General features: G+C 59.3%; 19 protein-coding genes and 4 tRNA genes. 13 read left to right on the forward strand and 10 right to left on the reverse strand.

Annotation, left to right across the window (positions count from 1 at the left end; translation table 11 throughout):
* Together R5M92_RS02605 and R5M92_RS02610 are read left to right on the forward strand one after the other, a co-directional pair.
* Positions 1-294 (forward strand): succinate dehydrogenase assembly factor 2, encoded by a 294-nt coding sequence (locus R5M92_RS02605; protein WP_346797632.1) that lies wholly within the window; start codon positions 1-3, stop codon positions 292-294.
* A complete protein-coding gene (locus tag R5M92_RS02610) occupies positions 254-661 on the forward strand; it encodes a hypothetical protein (protein WP_346797634.1) in 408 nt (135 codons plus the stop codon). Before R5M92_RS02605 ends, R5M92_RS02610 begins: the two co-directional genes overlap by 41 nt.
* Here the strand turns inward: R5M92_RS02610 and nadB are convergent.
* The 7 genes from nadB to uvrY all read right to left on the reverse strand — a co-directional run bounded on the left by nadB (position 658) and on the right by uvrY (position 6317).
* Positions 658-2247: an L-aspartate oxidase gene (nadB, locus tag R5M92_RS02615; RefSeq protein ID WP_346797635.1), complete on the reverse strand. Its 1590-nt coding sequence runs from the start codon at positions 2245-2247 to the stop codon at positions 658-660. The genes R5M92_RS02610 and nadB overlap by 4 nt on opposite strands.
* A 314-nt stretch (positions 2248-2561) precedes the next feature.
* A tRNA-Leu gene (locus R5M92_RS02620) sits at positions 2562-2648 on the reverse strand.
* A 111-nt stretch (positions 2649-2759) separates the two neighbouring features.
* Positions 2760-2833: transfer RNA gene (locus R5M92_RS02625), tRNA-Cys, on the reverse strand.
* Between the two features lie 93 nt (positions 2834-2926).
* Positions 2927-3001: transfer RNA gene (locus R5M92_RS02630), tRNA-Gly, on the reverse strand.
* A 72-nt stretch (positions 3002-3073) separates the two neighbouring features.
* A complete protein-coding gene (gene pgsA / locus R5M92_RS02635) occupies positions 3074-3625 on the reverse strand; it encodes a CDP-diacylglycerol--glycerol-3-phosphate 3-phosphatidyltransferase (protein WP_346797636.1) in 552 nt (183 codons plus the stop codon).
* A gap of 112 nt (positions 3626-3737) precedes the next feature.
* A complete protein-coding gene (gene uvrC / locus R5M92_RS02640; protein WP_346797638.1) occupies positions 3738-5561 on the reverse strand; it encodes an excinuclease ABC subunit UvrC in 1824 nt (607 codons plus the stop codon).
* Positions 5562-5672: 111 nt separating this feature from the next.
* Positions 5673-6317 (reverse strand): UvrY/SirA/GacA family response regulator transcription factor, encoded by a 645-nt coding sequence (uvrY, locus tag R5M92_RS02645; RefSeq protein WP_346797639.1) that lies wholly within the window; start codon positions 6315-6317, stop codon positions 5673-5675.
* 179 nt (positions 6318-6496) lie between these two features.
* Between uvrY and R5M92_RS02650 the strand changes: the two genes are divergently transcribed.
* A tRNA-Ala gene (locus R5M92_RS02650) sits at positions 6497-6572 on the forward strand.
* Positions 6573-6741: 169 nt separating this feature from the next.
* On the opposite strand, the gene argF is transcribed toward R5M92_RS02650, so the two are convergent.
* Positions 6742-7662, reverse strand: a complete 921-nt coding sequence (argF, locus tag R5M92_RS02655; protein ID WP_346797640.1) for an ornithine carbamoyltransferase — start codon at positions 7660-7662, stop codon at positions 6742-6744.
* 191 nt (positions 7663-7853) lie between these two features.
* On the opposite strand from argF, the gene grxD reads away from it, so the two are divergent.
* The 7 genes from grxD to R5M92_RS02690 all read left to right on the forward strand — a co-directional run bounded on the left by grxD (position 7854) and on the right by R5M92_RS02690 (position 13237).
* The gene (gene grxD / locus R5M92_RS02660; protein ID WP_346797642.1) at positions 7854-8204 is read left to right on the forward strand and encodes a Grx4 family monothiol glutaredoxin; all 351 of its coding nucleotides are present in this window, start codon (positions 7854-7856) and stop codon (positions 8202-8204) included.
* A 139-nt stretch (positions 8205-8343) separates the two neighbouring features.
* On the forward strand, positions 8344-10236 hold the full coding sequence (gene dnaX, locus R5M92_RS02665) for a DNA polymerase III subunit gamma/tau (RefSeq protein WP_346797644.1): 1893 nt from the start codon (positions 8344-8346) through the stop codon (positions 10234-10236).
* A gap of 106 nt (positions 10237-10342) precedes the next feature.
* Complete coding sequence (locus R5M92_RS02670) at positions 10343-10669, forward strand: YbaB/EbfC family nucleoid-associated protein (protein WP_346797645.1); 327 nt, start codon at positions 10343-10345, stop codon at positions 10667-10669.
* Positions 10670-10673: 4 nt separating this feature from the next.
* Positions 10674-11279, forward strand: coding sequence for a recombination mediator RecR (gene recR / locus R5M92_RS02675; protein ID WP_346797647.1), 606 nt, complete (start codon positions 10674-10676; stop codon positions 11277-11279).
* A 28-nt stretch (positions 11280-11307) separates the two neighbouring features.
* Positions 11308-12441: a ribonuclease D gene (rnd, locus tag R5M92_RS02680; protein WP_346797649.1), complete on the forward strand. Its 1134-nt coding sequence runs from the start codon at positions 11308-11310 to the stop codon at positions 12439-12441.
* Positions 12441-12734, forward strand: coding sequence for a YcgL domain-containing protein (locus tag R5M92_RS02685; RefSeq protein ID WP_346799218.1), 294 nt, complete (start codon positions 12441-12443; stop codon positions 12732-12734). The genes rnd and R5M92_RS02685 overlap by 1 nt, the downstream gene beginning before the upstream one ends.
* A 59-nt stretch (positions 12735-12793) precedes the next feature.
* A complete protein-coding gene (locus R5M92_RS02690) occupies positions 12794-13237 on the forward strand; it encodes a YcgN family cysteine cluster protein (protein WP_346797651.1) in 444 nt (147 codons plus the stop codon).
* A gap of 336 nt (positions 13238-13573) precedes the next feature.
* Here the strand turns inward: R5M92_RS02690 and R5M92_RS02695 are convergent, their stop codons facing one another.
* Complete coding sequence (locus R5M92_RS02695) at positions 13574-16954, reverse strand: putative bifunctional diguanylate cyclase/phosphodiesterase (protein WP_346797653.1); 3381 nt, start codon at positions 16952-16954, stop codon at positions 13574-13576.
* Positions 16955-17155: 201 nt separating this feature from the next.
* Positions 17156-19282 (reverse strand): S9 family peptidase, encoded by a 2127-nt coding sequence (locus tag R5M92_RS02700; protein ID WP_346797654.1) that lies wholly within the window; start codon positions 19280-19282, stop codon positions 17156-17158.
* A 90-nt stretch (positions 19283-19372) separates the two neighbouring features.
* On the opposite strand from R5M92_RS02700, the gene R5M92_RS02705 reads away from it, so the two are divergent.
* The 3 genes from R5M92_RS02705 to R5M92_RS02715 all read left to right on the forward strand — a co-directional run bounded on the left by R5M92_RS02705 (position 19373) and on the right by R5M92_RS02715 (position 21687).
* Positions 19373-19780 carry a hypothetical protein gene (locus R5M92_RS02705; RefSeq protein WP_346797655.1) on the forward strand — a complete coding sequence of 136 codons (408 nt, stop codon included), beginning with the start codon at positions 19373-19375 and terminating at the stop codon, positions 19778-19780.
* Positions 19781-19802: 22 nt separating this feature from the next.
* Positions 19803-20597 (forward strand): class II glutamine amidotransferase, encoded by a 795-nt coding sequence (locus tag R5M92_RS02710; protein ID WP_346797657.1) that lies wholly within the window; start codon positions 19803-19805, stop codon positions 20595-20597.
* Between the two features lie 91 nt (positions 20598-20688).
* On the forward strand, positions 20689-21687 hold the full coding sequence (locus R5M92_RS02715; RefSeq protein WP_346795917.1) for an IS5 family transposase: 999 nt from the start codon (positions 20689-20691) through the stop codon (positions 21685-21687).
* Positions 21688-21698 lie beyond the last annotated feature (11 nt).

The following is a 21698-nucleotide window of genomic DNA, read 5'->3' on the forward strand; positions in this document are numbered from 1 at the left end:
TTGAGCGAAGACACCTCTCCAGACGCAATACTGCGTAAGCGGCTCTACTGGCATTCCCGTCGTGGCATGTGGGAGCTGGATCTGCTGTTGATTCCCTTTCTTGAGCAGCGCTACGACCAGCTGGCCCAAGAAGAGAAGGAAGCTTTCCAATCTCTGATAAAGGAGGAGGATCAGGACCTGTTCGCCTGGCTTATGCGCCGAGAATGGCCGCAGGAGCCACAGCGCAAGCGGATCGTCCAGTTGATCGTAGAGCATGCCGAAACCACCGATAATTCTGCATATCGTACCCTCTAGAGTAGCCGTTGCCCTGCACTTGTCGCTGGCTTTCGGTATCACTGCCCTGTATGGGTGGCTGGGTTCGGTTATGGTTGCCCTGGGCGTTTTGCTGTTATGCCTGGCGGCGATAGCCTGGGTCCAGCGCAGTCAGCCGTGCGGTACCCTGTGGCTGAGCGAGAAGGGAGCGGAATTGCAGAGTTACTGGGAATTGCAGCACGGTGGTTTGGGCCCTGCATGCAGGGTGCGCTGTCGTTATCTGGGGCCATGGTTGATAGGCCTCGATGTGGCCCAGCAAGGGCTGTGGTTGTGGCCGGATAGTGCATCGGCCAGTGAGCGTCGTGAGCTGCGGCGTCTGTTGCGTTATTCGACCGATGCCAAAAGCTAGGCGAGGCTGATGATGGACGGCCGTGCGGCTTGCCTAGTGTCGCTGGTAGAATTCGCGCCGCTGGGAAAATCGGTATTGTAATGCAAGCCTCGGGACTCGCGGCGTTGCTGGGCACAGGTCACGGTCAGGCAGGCCAGTTGAAGCGCCTGATGAATATGGTAGTAGGTCGTCTGCGCTTCAATCGAAGGTCTCTTTTGCAATAGGCTTTCCTGCAGCGCCTCAAGGGCTATCAAGGCGGAGTGCAACCCTTCGGTACTGCGTACGATCGAAACCTGCCGGCTCATGAGTTGGCGCATTTCGCGGCGCACTTCGTGTAGCTCGGTAGTCGATACGAGGGGGCCATCCGCAGGCCATGGCACTGCCTTTGGCTGGATAGCGGCGGCGGGAGGCGGCAGGGCGTTCTCTAGCGCGGCGGCGCAACTACGCGCAAATACCAGGCACTCCAGCAACGAGTTGCTAGCCATTCGATTGGCCCCGTGCAGGCCGGTGCAAGCGGCTTCGCCGATGGCAAAGAGATGCGCTACACGGCTAGCGCCATCGAGGTCCGTGGCAATACCGCCGCAACTGTAATGCGCCGCAGGAACCACCGGGATGGGTTGCGTGACGATATCGATACCCCGTGAAGCGCAGTGGGCCTGTATCGTGGGGAAATGGTGATGGATCGCCTCCGCTCCCAAATGGCGAATATCCAGCCATACATGGTCCAGCTGACTGCCGTGTATCTGAGAGTCGATAGCCCTGGCGACGATATCGCGAGGAGCGAGTTCGCCGCGCGAGTCGGCTTCCAGCATGAAGCGCTCGCCCTTTTCGTTCAGTAGATGTCCCCCCTCGCCCCGCACAGCCTCGCTGATCAAGAAAGCCGGACCCTCTGGGTCGTAAAGGCAAGTGGGGTGAAACTGCTGGAACTCGAGATTCATCAGCGTGGCGCCCAGTTCGGCGGCCATGATCATGCCTTCGCCGCTGCCGGGTGCCGGTGTTGTGGTGTGCAGATAGAGTCCGCTGGCACCGCCGGTAGCGAGTACCGTGTCGTCGGCAAGCAATTCATGTCCCTGGCCGGCCTCGTCCAGACAATAGGCGCCGCGGCAATGGTGCCGCCCATCCTGCAGTAGCCGGACCACGGTCAGGTCGCTTCGCTGGCTTATGTTGGCATGGCGCTGAACCGCATTGAGCAAGGTATCGACTACCGCCCGGCCGGTGGCGTCTTCGGCGTGGATGATCCGTCGAGCCCCGTGACCGCCTTCGCGGGTCAAGTGGTAGGGGTAGCGGGCTTGAGGATCGGGGTCGAGAGTAAAAGGTACGCCCTGATCGATCAGCCATTCGATGGCGGCGGGACCATTTTCCACCGTGAAGCGCACGGCAGCCTCGTCGCACAGGCCGTCACCGGCAACCAGGGTATCCTGGATATGCGCTTCGATAGCATCATCCGGTGACAGCACGGCAGCGATTCCCCCCTGGGCCCAGCGGCTGGCGCCTTGAACGTCACGGGCGGGGCGCACCAGGATAACGGGGCGTGTAGCGGCTATTTCGAGGGCCAGGGTCAGCCCGGCGACACCGCCGCCGATAATCAGCACATTACGTGTAGCCATCCGTTTATCCTTCCTGATTGAAAGCGCCGACGAGCTCGGCTACCAACTGGAACGCAAGCCATACCATGAGTGTCGGCAAAACTGCTCAGGCAAGTTAGCAGGCTTTGGGTCGTCTTTTCCAGCACGCGAGCGATGATTTGCGGCGGGTAATAAACAGGGGCGGAGGCTCGGCGCATTGAACTTGCTATATCGGCTATAGCTGCAATGAGGGGCAGTGACGGCAGGCGCATGGCGGCAGTTACCTGACAAGATGACGGGGCCAAGCCGAGATATAGCAGCTGCTGCGGGGAAGGTGGTGAGGTGTGCAGCAAGCGTGGTGCCCGGAGCCGGACTTGAACCGGCACGGGGTTACCCCCGAGAGATTTTAAGTCTCTTGCGTCTACCAATTTCGCCATCCGGGCGGTGCTGGTGTGAGTCGTGGAGCTGTATCAAACCAGGCTCTGGCACGTACCACTTTAACGTTGGTAAGCCACACGGCTAGCCTCGCAAGCAAAGAGACTGACCAGAAATAGTGGAGGCTGGAGTCGGAATCGAACCGGCGTACACGGAGTTGCAGTCCGCTGCATAACCACTCTGCCATCCAGCCTTTACGAGTCGTTGGAGCGGAAAGTAGATTTGACGGGGCTGCCGTCAGCCGGGCTGACGTTCCAGCTCACGACACTCGTCTACTATTTCGCTTTGGAGCGGGAAAGGAGATTCGAACTCCCGACCCTCGCCTTGGCAAGGCGATGCTCTACCACTGAGCTATTCCCGCTCGACTCGAGGGCGAATTATACGCATGGCTTGGCGCTTGTCAATGACTTGATGCGTCAGGCAAGGGCTTGATTCACTTCATGGAACGGCTGAGGTGTGGCCAGGCGGCACGAAGGTATTGAATCATCGACCAAAGGGTCAGCAGCGCGGCGGCATACAGGGTAACAACACCGAGATCGGCCAAGACATGTGCGGGAGGAAAGGCCAGCAGGATCAGTAGCGCGATCATCTGCAGGGTAGTCTTGACCTTGCCGATCCAAGAAACGGCGACCTGGCCTCGCTTGCCCATTTCCGCCATCCATTCCCGCAGGGCGGAAATGACGATTTCGCGGCCGATGATGACCAGCGCGGGCAGTGTGAGAAGCAGCGTCTCGTAGCGTTCTATCAACAGCGCCAGCGCCACGGCCACCATCAGCTTGTCTGCCACCGGGTCGAGAAATGCGCCGAACGGAGTGGACTGGTTCCAGCGACGAGCCAGATAACCATCCAGCCAATCCGTCACCGAAGCCAAGGCGAAAAGGCCGGCGGCAAGCGGTAGGCTCCAGGAAAAGGGTAGGTAGAACAGCACCACCAACATGGGGATGAAGGCGATTCTGGCCAGGGTCAGTATATTGGGTATATTCATCGCGGCTTGCGATCCTTGCCATGGGTAAACGATGGGTGGCGGTCATGCATCCTAAGTCCATTCTATCTACCTTGGAAGAAGGCATCCATGCCGTTGTCCGTTTAAATGCCGGCTAGCCGTGCAAGGCGCGATAAATGCTTTCGGCCAAGGATTCGTTGATTCCCGGGACACGGGTCAATTCTTCACGCGCTGCCTTGCGTACGCCCTGTAAACCACCGAAAAACTTGAGTAGTTCGCGGCGCCGTTTCGGCCCGATGCCGGGAATTTCCTGTAGCGTGGACGTGCGGCGGGCCTTGTCGCGCTGGGCCCGGTGTCCGGCAATGGCGAAACGGTGGGACTCATCGCGGATATGCTGAATCAAGTGCAGAGCCGGTGACGTCGGGTCCAGCGGTAGCGGATGTTCGGGAGAGTCGAGAAAGAGCGTTTCCAGGCCCGCCTTGCGCGTGGTGCCCTTGGCAACACCGAGAAGAAGTATGTCGGTAATCTCGAGATCCTGTAGAACCTCCCGAGCCATGTTCAATTGTCCCTTGCCACCATCGACGATCAGCACGTCGGGTTTCTCGCCTTCTCCGCTTTTCAGCCGTTTCAGGCGCCGGGTCAGGGCCTGTTGCATGGCGGCGTAATCGTCGCCCGCCGCGACCCCTTCGATACGAAAATGGCGATAGTCGCTTTTGCGTGGTCCGTTGTGATCGAAGACGACGCATGAAGCAACGGTTGCCTCCCCGTGGCTATGGCTGATGTCGAAGCATTCCAGGCGTTTGGGCGTTTCGGCCAGGGCGAGAGCGGTTTTCAGTGCCTCGAAGCGTTGTGATAGCTGCGTCTGGTTGGCCAGTTGGGTAGCCAGTTGCTGCTCGGCGTTGGTCATGGCCAGGTGCTGCCACTGGGCTCGGTGTCCTCGCACCTGATGGGTCAGGCGAACGCGCTTGCCGCTGTGCTGTTGTAGCGCCTGGGCCAGCAGGTCGGCATCGGGTAGAGACAAATTGGTGATGATTTCCGAAGGTATTTCACGGGGCTGGCCAAGATACAGTTGGCTGACGAATTCGGCCAAGAGTGCATCGGGACTCAGGTCCAGGCCATTGCCCGGGTTGTGGTGGCGCGCTCCCAGCAGGCGCCCTTCTCTGACGCTGAGTACCGAGATTCCCAGAGCGCCCGGACGCTGGGCGAGGGCAATGATATCGGCATCGCCGCCCTGGGTATCCACAAACTGACGCTGCTGTAACTGGCGAAGTTGTTGTATCTGGTCGCGCAAGCGGGCCGCTTCCTCGAAATCCAGCGCCTTGCTGGCTTGCTCCATGGCATCGGTCAGTTCCCGGGTGACATGCTCGCTCTTGCCTTCCAGGCACATGATGGCGTGATCGAGGTCGCGCTGATAATCCTCGCGGCTTATGTAGTCGACGCAGGGAGCGCTGCAGCGCTCTATCTGATATTGCAGACAGGGACGCGAGCGATGGGCGAAGACACTGTCTTCGCAGTTGCGGATGCGAAAGATCTTCTGCATCAGCGACAGGCTTTCGCGCACCGCACCGCTGCTGGGATAAGGTCCGAGGTAACGGCCATCATCACGCCGCTGACGAGCGCGCTTGTATTCCAGTGCCGGATAGGGATGGCGGTCACTGGCGAAAACGAAGGGGTAGGATTTGTCGTCCCGCAACAGGATGTTGTAGGGCGGACGCAACTCCTTGATCAGGGTCTGTTCCAGCAACAGGGCTTCGATTTCGCTGCGTGTGACGGTTACCTGAATATCGGCGATTCGCGCCACCATGGCTTGCGTCTTGGCATTGAGCCGGCCGCGAAAGTAGCTGGCCAGCCGAGCCTTCAACCGCTTCGCCTTGCCGACATACAAGGTGGCGTCGTGGTCATCCAGCATACGGTACACACCTGGCGCTTCACTGACGTTATCGAGGAAGTGTCTGGCGTCAAAAGGTTCGCGGCTCATGCATGTCCCGGTGTTGATCGCTAATCTGCTCCCGAGTTTAACAGATACCGGAAAGTGTAGAGAGCAGGGCGGAGCCAAGTGCCGAGCAGTCTCATTGCGGGAAAAGTTTCGTCAGGGGGCGGTGAAACCGTCGACCAGGCCGTGACGCAAGGCCAGGTGCGTCAGTTCGACATCGGTGCTTACGCTGAGCTTGTCGAATAGCCGGTAGCGATACGTGTTGACCGTCTTGGGGCTCAGGTGCAGGCGATCGGAGATTTCCTGCACGCGCTGGCAGTTGACGATCATCATCGCGATCTGCAATTCCCGATGGGAGAGCTGGCTGAACGGGTTGCTGGTCTCGTCAAACTGGGAAAGCGCCAGCCGCTGGGCGATTTCCTGGCTGATGTAGCGGCGCCCGTTGAACACCTGATGGATTGCCGCGATCATTTCCTCGGGCTCGGTGCCCTTGCTCAGAAAGCCTGCGGCGCCAGCTTCCAGCATGCGCTTTGCAATGCTGTCTTCGATATGGGCCGTGAGAATCAAAACCTTGATGTCTTCCATGCCACGATGGATGCGACGTGCCGCTTCCAGACCACCGATGCCGGGCATGCGAATATCCATGAGAACGATATCGGGACGGAGTTTGCGGCACTGTGCGACAGCACTCTCTCCATCATCCGCTTCGCCGACAATCTTGATGTCGCTCTCTTCATCCAGAAGGTGAGCGATGCTGGTTCGCACCAGGTGGTGATCATCGGCAATCAGAACGTTGATCAAGGTAATGGCTCCTGCTTGAGGGAGGCGACAGTCCCGGCTGATGAATCTTCCTATACAGCTTGCCACAGCTCAAGCCAAAGAAGGATTAGTAAAAAGCATCGGATGGGTTACCGTAAAATACCTTGACTAGGCTCAAGCTTATCAGTAATATCCGCCCCGCTGTCCTTCGGGGCATGAGTGGGGCCTTAGCTCAGCTGGGAGAGCGCAACACTGGCAGTGTTGAGGTCAGCGGTTCGATCCCGCTAGGCTCCACCACGAACATCGAAACCGCTTGAAGCCATCTTTACGATAAGGCCTCAAGCGGTTTTTTCGTATGGAAATTTTGCTTGGGGGCGGGCGCAAGCTCTGGCCGGGTCGAAGCCCGGGCCAGAATTTTTTCACTTCACATGCTGCGTTTGAGTCGTAAAGGCCTGGCGCGACGTGCTTATGCGTCGACCTTGCCCAGCAGCAGGAACTCGATCAGCGCCTTTTGTGCGTGCAGGCGGTTGCCAGCCTCCTGCCATACCACGGCGCGGGGATCGTCAAGCAATGTCATGCTGATCTCTTCGCCTCGATGAGCCGGCAGGCAATGCAGGAAGAGTGCATCGTCCTTTGCCAGGTCGAGTAGCGCCTCGGTGACCTGATAGCCGGCGAAAGCCGCTTCGCGCTTGGCCTGCTCCTGCTCTTGGCCCATCGATGCCCATACATCGGTGGTCACAAGGTCGGCATCGGCCACCGCCTGCTTCGGGTCGCGTACCACAGTGATGCGGTCGCCTCCGGCTTGCAGGATGTCGTGACGCGGCTCATAGCCTTCCGGACAGCAGATGCGCAAGTTGAAGTCGAACTGCCGGGCGGCATTGATCCAAGAGTGACACATATTGTTGCCGTCGCCGATCCATACCGCCGTGCCTCCCTTCACTGCGCCACGAAGTTCGGTCCAGGTCATGATGTCCGCGAGCAATTGGCAGGGGTGGTAATCGTCGCTAAGTGCGTTGATGACGGGAACGCTACTGGCGTTGGCGAAGGTTTCCAGACCTTGGTGGGAAAATGTGCGGATCATCACGGCGTCGACCATCTCCGCCAGTACCCGGGCGGTATCCTCGATCGGCTCGCCTCGCCCTAGCTGTGTATCGCGGGGAGAGAGAAACAGGGCGTGGCCGCCAAACTGAGCCATGGCGGTTTCGAACGAGACGCGAGTACGAGTGGAAGATTTCTCGAAAATCATCGCCAGGGTGCGGTTGGGCAGTGGCGTGTAGCGCGGTCCCTGGGCCTTGAGATTGCTCTTGATGGTGATGGCGCGCTGAATCAGGTAATGCAGCTCATCGGGGGTAAGATCCAGCAAGGTCAGGAAATGACGTGTCGCCATGGCAACTCTCCGCGCAAAAACCACCATCGTAGCCAGCCCGCAGGGGATGCGCAACGCGCAATGCATGCGTAGAATGGCAGTCATGAGCAAGGTTGAGTAGCGCACTCGGGTACTGTCATCAGTCCTTGAGATCGCTACCTGTTCAGCCCTTGGTTGAAATCATCAGGCAGAACCATTAGGCAGGAGTTGTTATGAGCACCACGGTTGAGAATATCCAGCGGCAGATCAGCGAAAATCCGATCTTGATCTACATGAAAGGCACACCCCAATTGCCGCAGTGTGGTTTTTCCGCACAGACCGTTCAGGCCTTGATGAGCTGCGGTGAACGTTTCGCTTTCGTCAATGTGCTGGATAATCCCGATATCCGTACCGAGCTGCCCAAAGTGGCCAACTGGCCTACCTTCCCCCAGCTGTGGGTGGAAGGTGAATTGGTAGGCGGCTGCGATATCGTCATGGAAATGCACCAGAGCGGCGAGCTGGAAACGCTGGTGAAAGCGGCGGCCGGACGCGCCGATTCGCCCCAGGACGACAGCAGCGCCTGACGTTTGTCATGCCAATGCGTCGCCCTTATCGGTTCGGCGCATTGGCGGTGCCTGCCACAATCGTTAAAATGACGCTTTATCGCGTGGGCAGTCGCGTCCATCGCTCCCGCCAAGCCCTGTCGCAAGGATCCCTCGCCCAATGAGCTATCAGGTTCTGGCCCGCAAATGGCGTCCACGTACCTTTCATGAACTGGTCGGTCAGGCCCACGTTCAGCGGGCACTGGTCAATGCCCTGGATCAAGGGCGGCTGCACCATGCCTACCTGTTCACGGGCACCCGCGGGGTGGGTAAGACCACGCTGGCGCGAATACTCGCCAAGTGCCTCAATTGCACGGCCAAAGGGCGTGGCGACGAGGGTGTCACATCCACCCCTTGCGGCGAATGCGATAGCTGTCGCGCCATCGATGAAGGACGCTTCGTCGACCTGATCGAGGTCGACGCCGCCTCGCGCACCAAGGTCGAGGATACTCGTGAGTTGCTGGATAACGTCCAGTACGCGCCCACCCAGGGGCGCTACAAGGTGTATCTCATCGATGAGGTGCACATGCTTTCTACCAGCAGTTTCAATGCGTTATTGAAGACGCTGGAGGAGCCGCCTCCCCATGTAAAATTCCTCCTGGCTACCACCGACCCGCAGAAATTGCCCGCGACGGTGCTGTCTCGCTGCCTGCAGTTCACGCTCAAGCACATGCCGCCCGAGCGGATCGTCGAGCATTTGAGCAAGGTGCTCGAGGCGGAAGGTGTTGCCTACGAGGAGAGCGCCCTGTGGCTTCTGGGCAAGGCCGCCGAAGGGTCCATGCGCGATGCCATGAGTCTGACCGATCAGGCCATCGCCTTCGGCCAGGGGGCGGTTGTCCATGGCGATGTGGCGGCAATGCTGGGTACCCTGGACCATCGTCATGTGGTGGCGCTACTGGAAGCGCTGGCGCAGGTGGATGCGGCGCGGCTGTTGCAAGAAGTCGCCCAGCTCGCCGAGCAGGGGCCGGATTTCGCGGCGGTACTGGACGATGTCACCGCCGTGCTGCACCGTCTGGCTATTGCCCAGATGGTGCCCGATGCGGTGGACAACAGCCACGGGGATCGAGACGCCATCCTTGGCCTGGCCGCGAACTTCACCGCCGAGGACATCCAGCTCTACTACCAGATCGGCATTCAGGGGCGGGGAGACATGGCCAATGCGCCTGACCTGCGAAGCGCCCTGGAGATGACGCTGCTGCGGATGCTGGCCTTCCGGCCCCAGGGCGTGCCCAAACCGCCACGGACCACGCTGCCGCTTACGGGGGCAAATCCCGAAACTGAAAAAGCGCCGGTGCCTGCGGCCCCTCGGGTCGAGGCCGCTCCTTCCTCGTCGTCATCAGCTCATACACCGGCATCGGATCAAGCCGACCATCAGGAGGCAGCGGCCGCCGCGCCATCCATCGACGCGTCTTCTTCAGACTCCCCTGGGGTAGCTCCAGCCGTGGATAAGGGAGCGCCGGCAATGGAGGAGCCGCCACGACAGGCGGAGCCGCCGCCACCTTGGGAGACGCAGGTGGAGCCGGAGCTGGCCGATGAGCCCGGTAGCCCGGCGGATTCGATCGAGCCGCCATCGGCTAGTCCTGACCACGGTGAGGCAGCTGCCGAGGCCGGGCGGCTCGATCATGCCGGCTGGCTGGATATGTTCGATCAGTTGGGCCTGGGCGGGCTGACACGCAACCTGGCGGCACACTGTATTGTCCAAGCGGACGACGGTGCGGCCTTGACGTTGCTGCTGGACCCCAGTCAGTCAGCCATGCAGGCCGATGTACACCATCAGCGTATCCAGAAGGCACTGACTGCGAAGGGGTTTGCCCGTCGCTTGCATATCGAGGTGGCGGAATTGCCGCCGACCCTGGAAACGCCGCGCCAGCGCGAGGCTCGTGAAGCGGATGAACGCCATGCCGGGGCCGTGCAGGCGTTGCATCAGGACCCGCATGTACAGAAACTTCGACAAGCCTTCGGTGCGGAACTGATAGAATCCAGCGTCCAGCCGAGCGAAAGGATGACCCGTTGACGGGCGTTGAACGGCATCTGCGATTTGTAACTCACCACGAATTTGTTAACTCATCACGAACTTGTTAACTCGCTAAGCACTTGTTAATTCACAAGAGGAACGTCACATGATGAAGGGCGGAATGGGCAACTTGATGAAGCAAGCCCAGGAAATGCAGGAAAAGATGCAGCGTGTTCAGGAGGAAGTCGCCAAATCCGAAGTACAGGGTGAAGCGGGCGCCGGCCTGATCAAGGTCACCATGAATGGTCGACACGATGTCAGCAAGGTCGATATCGATCCCAGCGTCATGGAAGAAGACAAGGAGTTGCTTGAAGACCTGTTGGCCGCTGCCGTCAACGATGCCGTGCGCAAGGTGGAAGTCAGCTCCAAGGAGAAGATGGAAGAAGCGACATCCGGCTTGAATCTGCCGCCTGGCTTCAAACTGCCGTTCTAAGCCGATGCGTTTCTCACCTCTTGTAGAGCAGCTGATGGAAGCGTTTCGGGTGCTGCCGGGTGTCGGGCCGAAAACCGCCCAACGCATGGCAATGCACTTGCTTGAGCGGGATCGGGACGGCGGTCAGCGGCTTTCGGAAGTGCTTCAGGTCGCGCTCAAGGAGGTCGGGTACTGTGGTCGCTGCCGAACGTTGACCGAGGAGCCTGTGTGCGCTCTCTGCCAGAGTCCGCGTCGTGATGACTCTCTGCTCTGTATCGTGGAATCGCCGGCGGACCAGTTGGCCATTGAGGAAGCGGGTGGTTATCTGGGGCGCTATTTCGTCCTGCATGGCCACCTGTCGCCTCTTGACGGTATCGGACCCGAGGATATCGGCCTTGATCAATTAGAGGCACGCGTGGCGGAGGGCGGCATCCACGAAGTGGTATTGGCCACTAACCCTACGGTAGAGGGCGAAGCCACCGCCCATTATATCGCTGCCCAACTGGGTGATTACGGCGTCGCCATGTCACGCCTCGCCTATGGCGTGCCCATGGGAGGGGAGCTTGAATACGTCGATGGTGGCACGCTCAGTCGTGCTTTCAATGGCCGCCTGGCGTTTCGCAGTGAGTAGTCAATATTTGTCAATCTGGATGTAACCCTTGCCTAACGTGACCCCCCCTGCCTTTTGCTGGATCGATACCCCCGACGCTCTGGATGCGGCCTGCCGCGAGGTCGAGCATGCCGATGTCATCGCCCTGGATACGGAGTTCTTTCGCGAGAAGACCTTCTATCCGTTGCCGGCGCTGATTCAGTTCGCTGCCGGAGAATTGGCTTACCTGGTGGACCCTTTGGTCACGCCTTGCACGGAGGCGTTTCGCCGCTTGCTGACCCAGGGGCCGTTAAAACTACTGCACGCCAGTAGCGAGGATCTTGAGGTATTCACCGCCTGGGCGGGTGCCGTGCCGATGCCTTTGGTGGATACCCAGATCGCCCAGGGCTTTCTCGGCGATACCCCGGGGATGGGATATCAACGGCTGGTGGAATTGTGGATGGGCAAGGTTCTGCCCAAGGAAGAGACACGCTCCAACTGGCTGGAGCGGCCTTTATCCCCGGCGCAGTGTGATTATGCGGCGCTCGACGTGATCTATCTGCTCAAGGTATGGCGCCTGCAGTTCGCAGAGCTTGAAAAACTGGGGCGCTGGGAGTGGCTGCAACAGGAGTGTGAGGAGCTGGTAAGTCAAGTGGGACGCAACAAGGTGACCGATGGTCAATGGTACCTTCGCCAGCGCCAGCTGTGGCGACTCAAGCCGCGCCAGATCGAGGCTTATCGCCTGCTCACCACCTGGCGAGAGGGAGAGGCGCGCCGCCGTGACTTGCCGCGAAACTGGCTGGTCAGCGACAAGGTGCTCTACGCCATCGCCGAGGCCCTTCCGACCCATCGAGCCGCACTAGCCGAGGTCGAGGGAGTCAAGCCGATGCTGATCAAGAAGCAAGGCGACACCATTCTGGCGCTGGTCAAACAGGCCGTGGCTCAGCAGGAGGCAGACCTGCCACCAGCCCTGCCTGCTCCGAGCGGTAGTGCTTTCAAGTCGCGCTTCAAAGGGATCAAGAGCGAGGTCAATGCCGAAGCCGAACGGCTGGGTATGGCGCCGGAGATGCTGTTGCGTCGGCGGGACATGGAGGCGTTGGTGGTGGCCGATATGGAGCACAAGCCCTTGCCGCTGCCTTCCGGCTGGCGTGGAGAAAGGCTGAATGAAGCGCTGCAACAAGTATTGCAGGAGGCGGAAGCATGATGGAAGGCAAGCTGCTGTGCGAAATCTACAAGAGTTCGCGCAAGGAAGAAATGTACCTCTACGTCGATAAGCGCCAGGGGCTTGAGGCGGTGCCCGAAACACTGCTCGAACACTTCGGCAAACCGGTGGCGTTGATGACGCTGGTCCTCACACCCGACAAACCCTTGGCCCGAGCCAACGTCACTGACGTGATGGCAGCAATCAAGGAAAAGGGGTTTTATTTCCAGATGCCTCCCGCCAAGGAGGAGTATCTGTTGGACTTGTACCGCACGCCGACACAAGCGCGCTATTGAGTCTGGTATCTAGATCATACCTGTCGGTCGAAAAGGGGCACGATGCTGTGGAGAAAGCTATGCGTGAACGTTTCTGGGAGCGATTTTCCCTGGAGGAGCTGACTCCACAGGAGTGGGAGGCGCTGTGCGATGGTTGCGGTCAGTGTTGCCTGTTGAAGCTGCACGATGACGAGACTCAGGAGCTTGCGGTACTCAACGTGGCTTGCAAGCTGCTGGATATCTCGAGCTGTCAATGTAGTGACTACGCCAACCGCTTTGACAGCGTGCCGGATTGCACCCAACTGACGCCAGCGCTGGTGAAGGAATTCACCTGGTTGCCCGGAACGTGTGGCTACCGGCGCGTAGCGGAAGGGCGCAAGCTGGCGGGATGGCATCCACTGTTAAGCAATGATGCCGAACGAGTCCATCGCAAGGGGGTCAGTGTGCGCCACTTCGCGGTTTCCCAGAATGACGTGCCCGAGCGCAAGCTGGAAGAGCACATCATCGCGGTGCTGCCCATGTAGCACCGTCTGTTAGTTGACGACTAGGCTGCGCAGAGCGGCAGTCAGCTTTTTCCAAGAGCTGGAGCGTGAAGTGGTCGGGGTGTCCCAGATAGTCGGAAACTGCTCGCGTTGGGTCATGTTGATCTCCAGTTAGTTAAATATCCTTCTGGTTAAAACCTCGTTGCGCTAGCCATATCGTCTATGCGACCAAGGTTGTATGGGAGTGAGTATAATAAGTCATGGAAATGTTTTCCATAAAAATCGGAAAATATTTCCATATATCGTTCGGCCACAAAAAAACGCGAATAGAATTCGCGTTTGGCCTGGTATCCTTACCTTTATCTGGCACCCCTGCCTTTATGATGTAAGCCGGTGCGCTTCAAGCCATTGGTTCAACTCGCCCAGCGGCATGGGGCGCGCGAACAGGTATCCCTGGAATACGTCACACTCCAGCGACGTGAGGTACTCGCGTTGACGGCAGGTTTCCACACCTTCTGCTACCACGGTAAGGTCGAGATGGTGAGCCAGGGCGATAATCCCTTGCACTACCGCGGCGTCCTTGTCGTTATCGGCCATGTCGAGAATAAAGCTGCGGTCGATCTTGATCTTGTCAACTGGAAGATGGCGAAGGTAACTCAAGCTGGAAAAGCCGGTGCCGAAATCATCGATGGCCACGCTAACCCCCATGCCGCGCAGGGCATGAAGCGTATCGATGGCACTGTCGGTATCGTTCATCAATATTCCCTCGGTCAGCTCCAGTTCAAGCGACTCCGGTGCCAGGCCGGTGGTTTCCAGCGCCTGGTGTAGTGTGCTCAGAAAGCTGGGACGATGAAACTGCAGCGGGGAAAGGTTGATGGCCATGCGACAGTCGTCGGCAAGCTGCAGATGCTTCAAGGACATGAAATCGCGCGCCGCCCGCTCCATTACCCATTGACTCAGCGGGATGATCTGGCCGGTCTCCTCCGCGATGGGAATGAATAGCCCCGGCGAAATGAACCCTTTGGAGGGATGATTCCAGCGCACCAGGGCCTCGAAGCCCTCTACCTCGTTATCCCGGGTTATCAGCGGTTGGTAATGCAGGGCAAATTGCCCTTGGTCGATGGCTTCCTGCAGATCGTTGCGTAGCGTCACCCGCTGGGAGAGCTTTTCGGTAATTTCATGGGAAAAGGATTGAGTCGCGTTCCGCCCCTGTTTCTTGGCCTTGTACATGGCCATGTCGGCCTGTTGCAGCAGGGTTTCGGGATGTTCCAGAACGTCATCGCTCAAGGCGATGCCGATGCTGGCGGATAGGTACAGCTCGTGAGCGTCGATCCGGTAGGGGCGAGCGATATCGATCAGCAGTCGCTGGGCGATATCCTCGGCTTGCTGTGGCGAAACCAGGTCCGGCAACAGCAGCACGAATTCATCCCCGCCGAAGCGGCACAGGGTATCCGTGGGTCGAATCGCTTCCTTGAGCCGGCTAGCGACATTGACCAGGACCTGGTCTCCCACCGCGTGGCCCAAGGTGTCATTGATTGGCTTGAACTCGTCCAGGTCGATGAACAGCACGGCAAGTTGCTGGGCGTGGCGGCGAGCCAGTGCCACATCGTGGCGCAGGCGATCCTCGAACAGGGCACGGTTGCCAAGCCCGGTCAGCGCGTCGTGAGTGGCATGATAGGCCAGCTGGTTCTCTTGTTCCTTGCGCTCGGAAATATCGTTGATGATGCCGACGAAATGGGTCACCGCGCCATCGGCGTTGCGCACCGGCGAGATGAATATATTGTTCCAGAAGGCGCGACCATCCTTGCAGTAGTGACGAATGGTGAGATTGATGTCGCGTTCGTTTGCCATGGCCTCGGCTATCAGCCCGATCTGGCGGGAATTGGTATCCGGACCGCGCAGGAAGTGGCAGTTGCGCCCCAGCGCATCGGCTTGGGAATAACCGGTGATCGCGGTAAACGCCGGGTTGGAGTAGACGATTGCGTAGTCGGGCGCCTTCGCTTCGGCAATCAACACTCCGTTGCTGCTGGCCTCGAGGCTGCGCTGGAAGATGCGTAACTGTGCTTCACTGGCGCGGAGTTCGCTCATATCCTTCGCCACGCCGTATACGCCTACGACCGAGTCATCCACCAGGGTAGGCAGAAACGAGATATCGATAGGGTGCAAGATGCCGCTGGGGCACTGCCAAGTGATCTCGAACCGCTGGGGAACTCCCCGCTTGGCCTTGTCGAAGGCTTCGATCATCCGCGGTAGCTGGTTCGGTTCGACGATTTCTGTATAAGTACGTCCCAGTAGCTGGGCCTGGCTTGTGCCGAGCAAGTCGACCGTGGCTTGGTTGACACTCAGAAATGTTCCCGTCCGATCAAGGGAAAAAACGGCATCTGGATTGTGAGTGAAAAGCGAGCGAAAGCGCTGCTCGCTATCCTGAAGCGCTTGGCGGCGCATATGGTGTTCAAAGGTGAGGCTGATCAACCGAGTCGCGGTAGCAACAACCGTGTCCTGATCGCGGGTGGCGCCTCGGGGTTGGGCGAAAAAAAGCATCACCGCACCAAGGTGACGGTGAACCCTGCCATGCACTGGATAGGTATGTGCCGCCAGAAAACCGTGGCGCTGGGCCAGTTCGCAGAATTCGGCCCAGCGCGTTTCTTTGCGTAGGTCTGCGATGTGCATGGGCTCTGTCGTCTCTTTGAATGCGGTGCCGGGACAGTGTCGCAGAGCGCGAAAGGCAGAGGGTAGACTGAGGGAAATCAGTTCGAGCCCCTCCCGTGAAGGAGCGCTATTTCCAAGCCATATTGCGACGTATGCTTCCTCCAGCTGGTGTTCCAGCATGCGACATACCTGTAACAGTACCGATGTGTAAGGGACTTCCTGTGCAATCATCGATTGAATGCGATGCTGGTCTTCGAGTGAGTCGTTGGCCTGGGCGAGTTCACGGGTACGCGCCTTGCGTGACGCCATCAGTCCCAGGCTGAAAATCAGCTGATACGTCAGCAGTATCCCGCCTAGACCGATTCCCACCGGTAGCAGGCTGCTCAGGGACCAGGCGTCGCTCGTCAAGGCCTGCGGCGAGGCTCCACCGCGATCATTCTGGTATTGATTCCAGCTGATCAAGAACCAGCCGCTGGTACTGAGAAATATGCCTAGAATACCGGCCAGTACCGCCTTCTTGCCGAGCGATATCTGTGACTGCGGAATACGTCGGCTGAGCATGACCATGGCAATGCCGAACGCGAACGTGAACAGACCGGCCAAGGGCGTGCTTGAACGCGGCATCCAGGTGGGCAGTGTATATCCGGCGTAGTGTGCCAGGGTCGTGCAGCCGATCAGCCACATGACGCCTCCGCCCATTTTGTAGAGAAGATTCTGGTACTTGCCTTGTGGTCCTGCCCATAGACAGATTGCCGCCAAGCCCAGGGTAGGCAAGGCGTAAACGGGAAGACGGGGTTGCCCCGTCAACCACGACAGGCCGATTTGGGTAGCGTTACTGGTCAAATGGTGAAGCAGGGTATAACCCCCGATAATGGCGATCACCACTGCCGCTAGACGGCGCCCCAAAGTAAGTTCGGCCATCACCGCCGACAATCCCAGCCCGCCCACCAGTACCACCAGTGCGCTGTCGGCCATCAATGTCAATAGGGGAGGCTGGGCCGGAATCGGAAAGATACTGAAGGCCAGGCCGCCGGCACCGATAATCAGGGCACTCACCAGCAGTATCAGCAGGCCTGCCTGCAGGGCCAGTTCGCGGTTATTTACATCCATATCACTTCTACTAGAAAGCAGGCTAGCTATTACGACGTGATTGGAGCGCGAAATCAACCATCGCGATGGCCTTAGTCGTCCTTATCCGATCAAGTTATTGAATAAAACGCTCAGGGCGATGCGGGGACCAGGCGATAACGTAATGACTTCACTGCTGATCGCCTGGTTTCTTCTGACGGCTAGTTCGGTACTGCTGGAGGGTCAGGGTGTCGTGGTGGATCGATCAAGCTTCTCTTGTGCCAATAGACCGAGCGCCCAAAGCACGAATGTGTCCTGGCGGGCGCCATCGCGCCAGGCCTTGAAGCGGCCCGAGGCACCGCCATGGCCGGCACTCATGTCGGTACGCAACAGGATCGGAGCCGCGCTCGTGGTCAGTTGGGTAGTGCGTGCATACCACTTGGCGGGCTCCCAGTAGGCCACGCGTGTATCGAGCCAGCTGCCTTCGACCAGCATGGCCGGGTAGGGCTGGGCGGTCACGTTATCCAGCGGTGAATAACCTTCTATCCGTGCCCTGACCGTTTCTTCCTCGGGATTGCCCCATTCGCTGTACTCCGCCGTGGTCAAGGGCAGATCGGGGTTCTGCATGGTCCGCAGGACATCGACGAAGGGAACATCGAGTACGGCGGCGCAGAAACTCTGTGGCGCTCGGTTGACGCAGGTGGCAACCAGCAATCCCCCGGCGCTGCCACCATGAGCAACGATTCGATTCGGCTCACTGATACCCGCTTCGACCAGCTTGTCCCGGGCGGCGAGGAAATCGCCGAAGCTGTTCTCCTTGTGGGCCATCTTGCCTTGTAGATACCAGGGCTCACCGCCTTCGCCACCGCCACGCACATGGGCAACGGCGAAGGCCACCCCCCGCTTGAGCAGCTCCAGGCGGGCAATCGAAAACCACGGATCGAGGGGTTCGCCGTAGGCGCCATAGCCGTACAAAAGGGTGGGAAGCGGTTGGTTGGCCAGGTCGGCACGCATGACTACGGAAACTGGAATACGCTCGCCATCGTCTGCGATAGCCCAATGACGCCGGCTGACAAGATGTTCCGGCTGCATGTCGCCGTACACCGGTTGCTGCTTGAGCAGGGTGCGTTGGCGGCTGTCGATATCCCAGGCAACCCAGCGCGGTGGCTGAGTAAAGGACTCCTCGCGCAGGCGCAGTTCGCGAGAGTCGAAGTGAGGGGAGTCTTCGAGCGACTGGGAACAGGGCGTTTCCGGCAGGGGTATCACCTCGTCCAGCTCCACTCGATGCTCGTCAGCGCCAATGACAAGGCGACGCAACATGACTTGCGCCTGCTGGTGGTCACGCTCCGCCAGCATCAAGCCCCAGGCAAAGGCATCCACGCCTTCCAGCGTAGTATCGGCACGTGGGCCGACGAGCACCGACCAGCCCGTCGACTGCGGTTCTGCCAGAAGCGCGGTTTCACAAGTGACATCCAGCTGAAAGTGCGGGCTGGCCTGGTTATGCACTCGGTAGAAGTAGCCGGGCCGATGTTCCAGGCTATATTCCACCCCCGACTGGCGTGGAAGAGGGCTATACGGTGCGGTACCCGGGGAAGCGGCGGGCAGCAGCAATGTTTCGCTGGTGTCCTTGGAGGCGCTTTCGATCAACAGCCACTCCCGCGAACGGGTCTTACCCAGCCCCAACCAGAATTCGGGGTCGTCTTCGCGCATGACGAGTTGTGCCGGAGCTGCCTGGAAACCTGCTCCATCGAGTGTGAGCCTAAGACGCCAGATGCTGTCAGGGCGCTGAGTCTCGTCGAAGCGTGTGAACAGCAGCGTGGCGGTGCTTGCGTTCTGGTCTTCCGCCCAGCAAAGCGCCGGGCCGATATCCTCCAACAGGCATTGCGGCTTCCCGTCGGGCAGGCGCTTGAGCCATAACTGGTAGCGTTCGTCGCCCTGGATGTCTTCGGTCCAGGCAAGCCACGTCTCCTCGGGAGAGAGTGCCATGTCCGCGAGTTCATAGAATTCATGCCTGGCTGCCCGGCGGTTGACATCCAGTACACATTCGGCAGTGTCAGGGTCGCCGTTGGGGTGACGCCACCAGAGTGGATGATCGGCGTCCGCCGCTGTCTCGCTCCAGAATGTGAAGTGGTCCAACGCGGTCTTCAACCCGCTGACGGCAAGCTCCCGCCTTGCCAGTTGGCTATCATAGAGGGCCTGGATCTCCGTGGTATAGGGGGCGAACCAGGTGTCGCTCTGCGCGTTGGCCGCCTGCAGAAACGCGCTTACCTCGGGGTTGTCGCGCTCTTCCAGCCAATGCCATTGGGGATCATCGGCACGCGCATGGCGGGCGACGGGAGACGATGGCGTTGCGCAAGGCTGTGCTTTCATAAGGAGAGATGTACCATAGCGGGGAAATCAACGTCAGGTGCAAGCGCACCTACATGAGGGTTCGTTATGTTGTTTGCAGAGTCTATGTCTATGTTGTGGGTTATTTATCTGGGCGTGTCGCTGTTGGTGCTGTTGGCCGTCTACCTGGGGCTGGCGTTTCTACCGCGGCTGCCGCGCTTGTTGCTGACGTGGATAGTCGCTGGCGCCATGTGGGCACCGGCGAGTTTCCGCCTGCCCTTGATCGAAGAGGGTGAATTCTACACCGGCTTGGCGCCCGCGGCGATGGTTAGCGCAGTGGCCTTTCTCGAGCACTCTGGTGCTGCGCTGCGCAGTGGCTTGATATGGTTGCTGCTGGACATGACGCTGGGGGCGCTGGTGGGGGTTGCCTTGTGGTGGTGGCGTCGACCGCCTTCTGCCGAGCGCGGTTCGGACGCGCACACCGCTTCTCCCCGTGAGCCGGACGAAACGGTCCAGCGCCGTGAGCCGGTAATCGGTTGAATTCCCTGGCTGGAGAATAGGCATGTGTGAATTGCTGGGCATGAGCGCCAACGTGCCGACGGATATCTGCTTCAGTTTCTCGGGTTTTCTGCATCGTGGCGGCGGCACCGGGCCACATCGGGATGGTTGGGGAATCGCCTTCTACGAAGAGGGCGGATACCGTGAATTTCGTGACCCGTACCCCTCTGTCGACTCGCCTATCGCCCGGTTGATCTGCGACTACCCGATCAAGTCCCGGGTGGTCATCAGTCACATTCGTCACGCTAACGTCGGCAATGTGCGCCTGGCCAATACCCACCCCTTCACCCGTGAGATGTGGGGGCGGCCGTGGTGCTATGCCCACAACGGGCAGTTGGAAGGCTGGCAAACGTTACCGCTGGTGTTCTATACGCCGGTGGGAGATACCGACAGCGAACATGCCTTCTGCTGGTTGATAAGCGAGCTACGACAAGCTTTTCCCCGACCGCCTGACGAGGCCGACGTCCTGTGGAAGTTCCTGCACGGCTTGTGCGAGTACCTGCGCGGACTGGGCGTGTTCAACCTGCTGCTTTCCGATGGCGAGTACCTGTATACCTACTGTTCCACCAAGCTTGCGCATATCACCCGACAAGCGCCTTTTGGCGAAGCCGAACTTTCCGATGCTGAAATCACGGTCAACTTCGCCGAGCACACCACTGCAGACGATGTGGTTTCGGTCATCGCCACCCAGCCGTTGACTCACAATGAAACATGGCAGCATTTGATGCCGGGCGAGCTCCTGGTGTGGCACGACGGGATCATACAGGCACGCTATAGTAGTAATTCAAGCAGTACTTAAGGAAACGCTGCACAAATCCCACCGCAGCTGCCTGATTGGTACCGGCGGGGTATAATCTGACCTTCCTGCCACCGTCTGACAGAGCCACCCGATGAAGCAGATCTCGTTTGCCCAAGCCGAGCACCAGAACAAGAAAAAAGTCACCCGCCGCGAGCGGTTCCTGGCCCAGATGGAGGCGCTAGTGCCTTGGCAACGGCTGATCGATGCACTGTCGCCGTCCTACTTTCCCAACGCGGCAGGCAAGCGCGGCCGGCCCCCCATCGGCCTGGAGCGCATGCTGCGGATCTACTTCCTGCAGCAGTGGTACGCGCTTGCCGATGAGGCGCTCGAAGATGCCATCTACGATAGCCAGGCCATGCGTGACTTCATTGGTATCGACCTGGCCATCGAGAGTGTGCCGGACGCGACCACGCTGCTGCGTTTCCGCCACTTGTTGGAGAAGCATGCGCTGACCCAGCGGATCTTCGAGGAAATCAATGCCCATCTGACCGAGAAGGGCCTGTTCATGCGCGAGGGCACCATTGTCGATGCCACCATCGTGGCGGCGGCGCCTTCCACCAAGAACAAGGCCAAGCAACGCGATCCGGAGATGAAGCAGACCAGGAAGGGCAAGCAGTATTACTTTGGCATGAAGGCTCATATCGGCGTTGATGCCGTCACCGGGCTGGCTCACAGTGTCACTGCCACCTCGGCCAATGTCGCCGATGTCACCATGGTGAACCAGCTGGTCCGAGACGATGACAAGCAGGTATACGGCGACGCGGGTTACACCGGCATGTGGAAGTATCTGGACGAAGAGAAGGATGCCCCGGCCTCCCGCTGCTGTGTTGCCGCCAAGCGCAGCCCCATCAAGAAGATGGAAGACAGCCCCATGAAAACGCTGCTGCTGGCAATCGAGAAGGCCAAGGCCAGCATCCGCTCCAAGGTCGAGCATCCGTTTCATGTCATCAAGAACCTCTTCGGCTACCGCAAGGTGCGCTACAAGGGGTTGGCCAAGAACCAAGCGCAGCTATTCAGCCTGTTCGGACTGGCCAATTTGGTACTGGCGACACGATGCGAAGGCCGAGTTGACGGGGCCAGTGCGCCTTGAATCTGCCCTGT

Source organism: Halomonas sp. Bachu 37 (assembly GCF_039691755.1).
Taxonomy (GTDB): Bacteria; Pseudomonadota; Gammaproteobacteria; order Pseudomonadales; family Halomonadaceae; genus Vreelandella; species Vreelandella kashgarensis.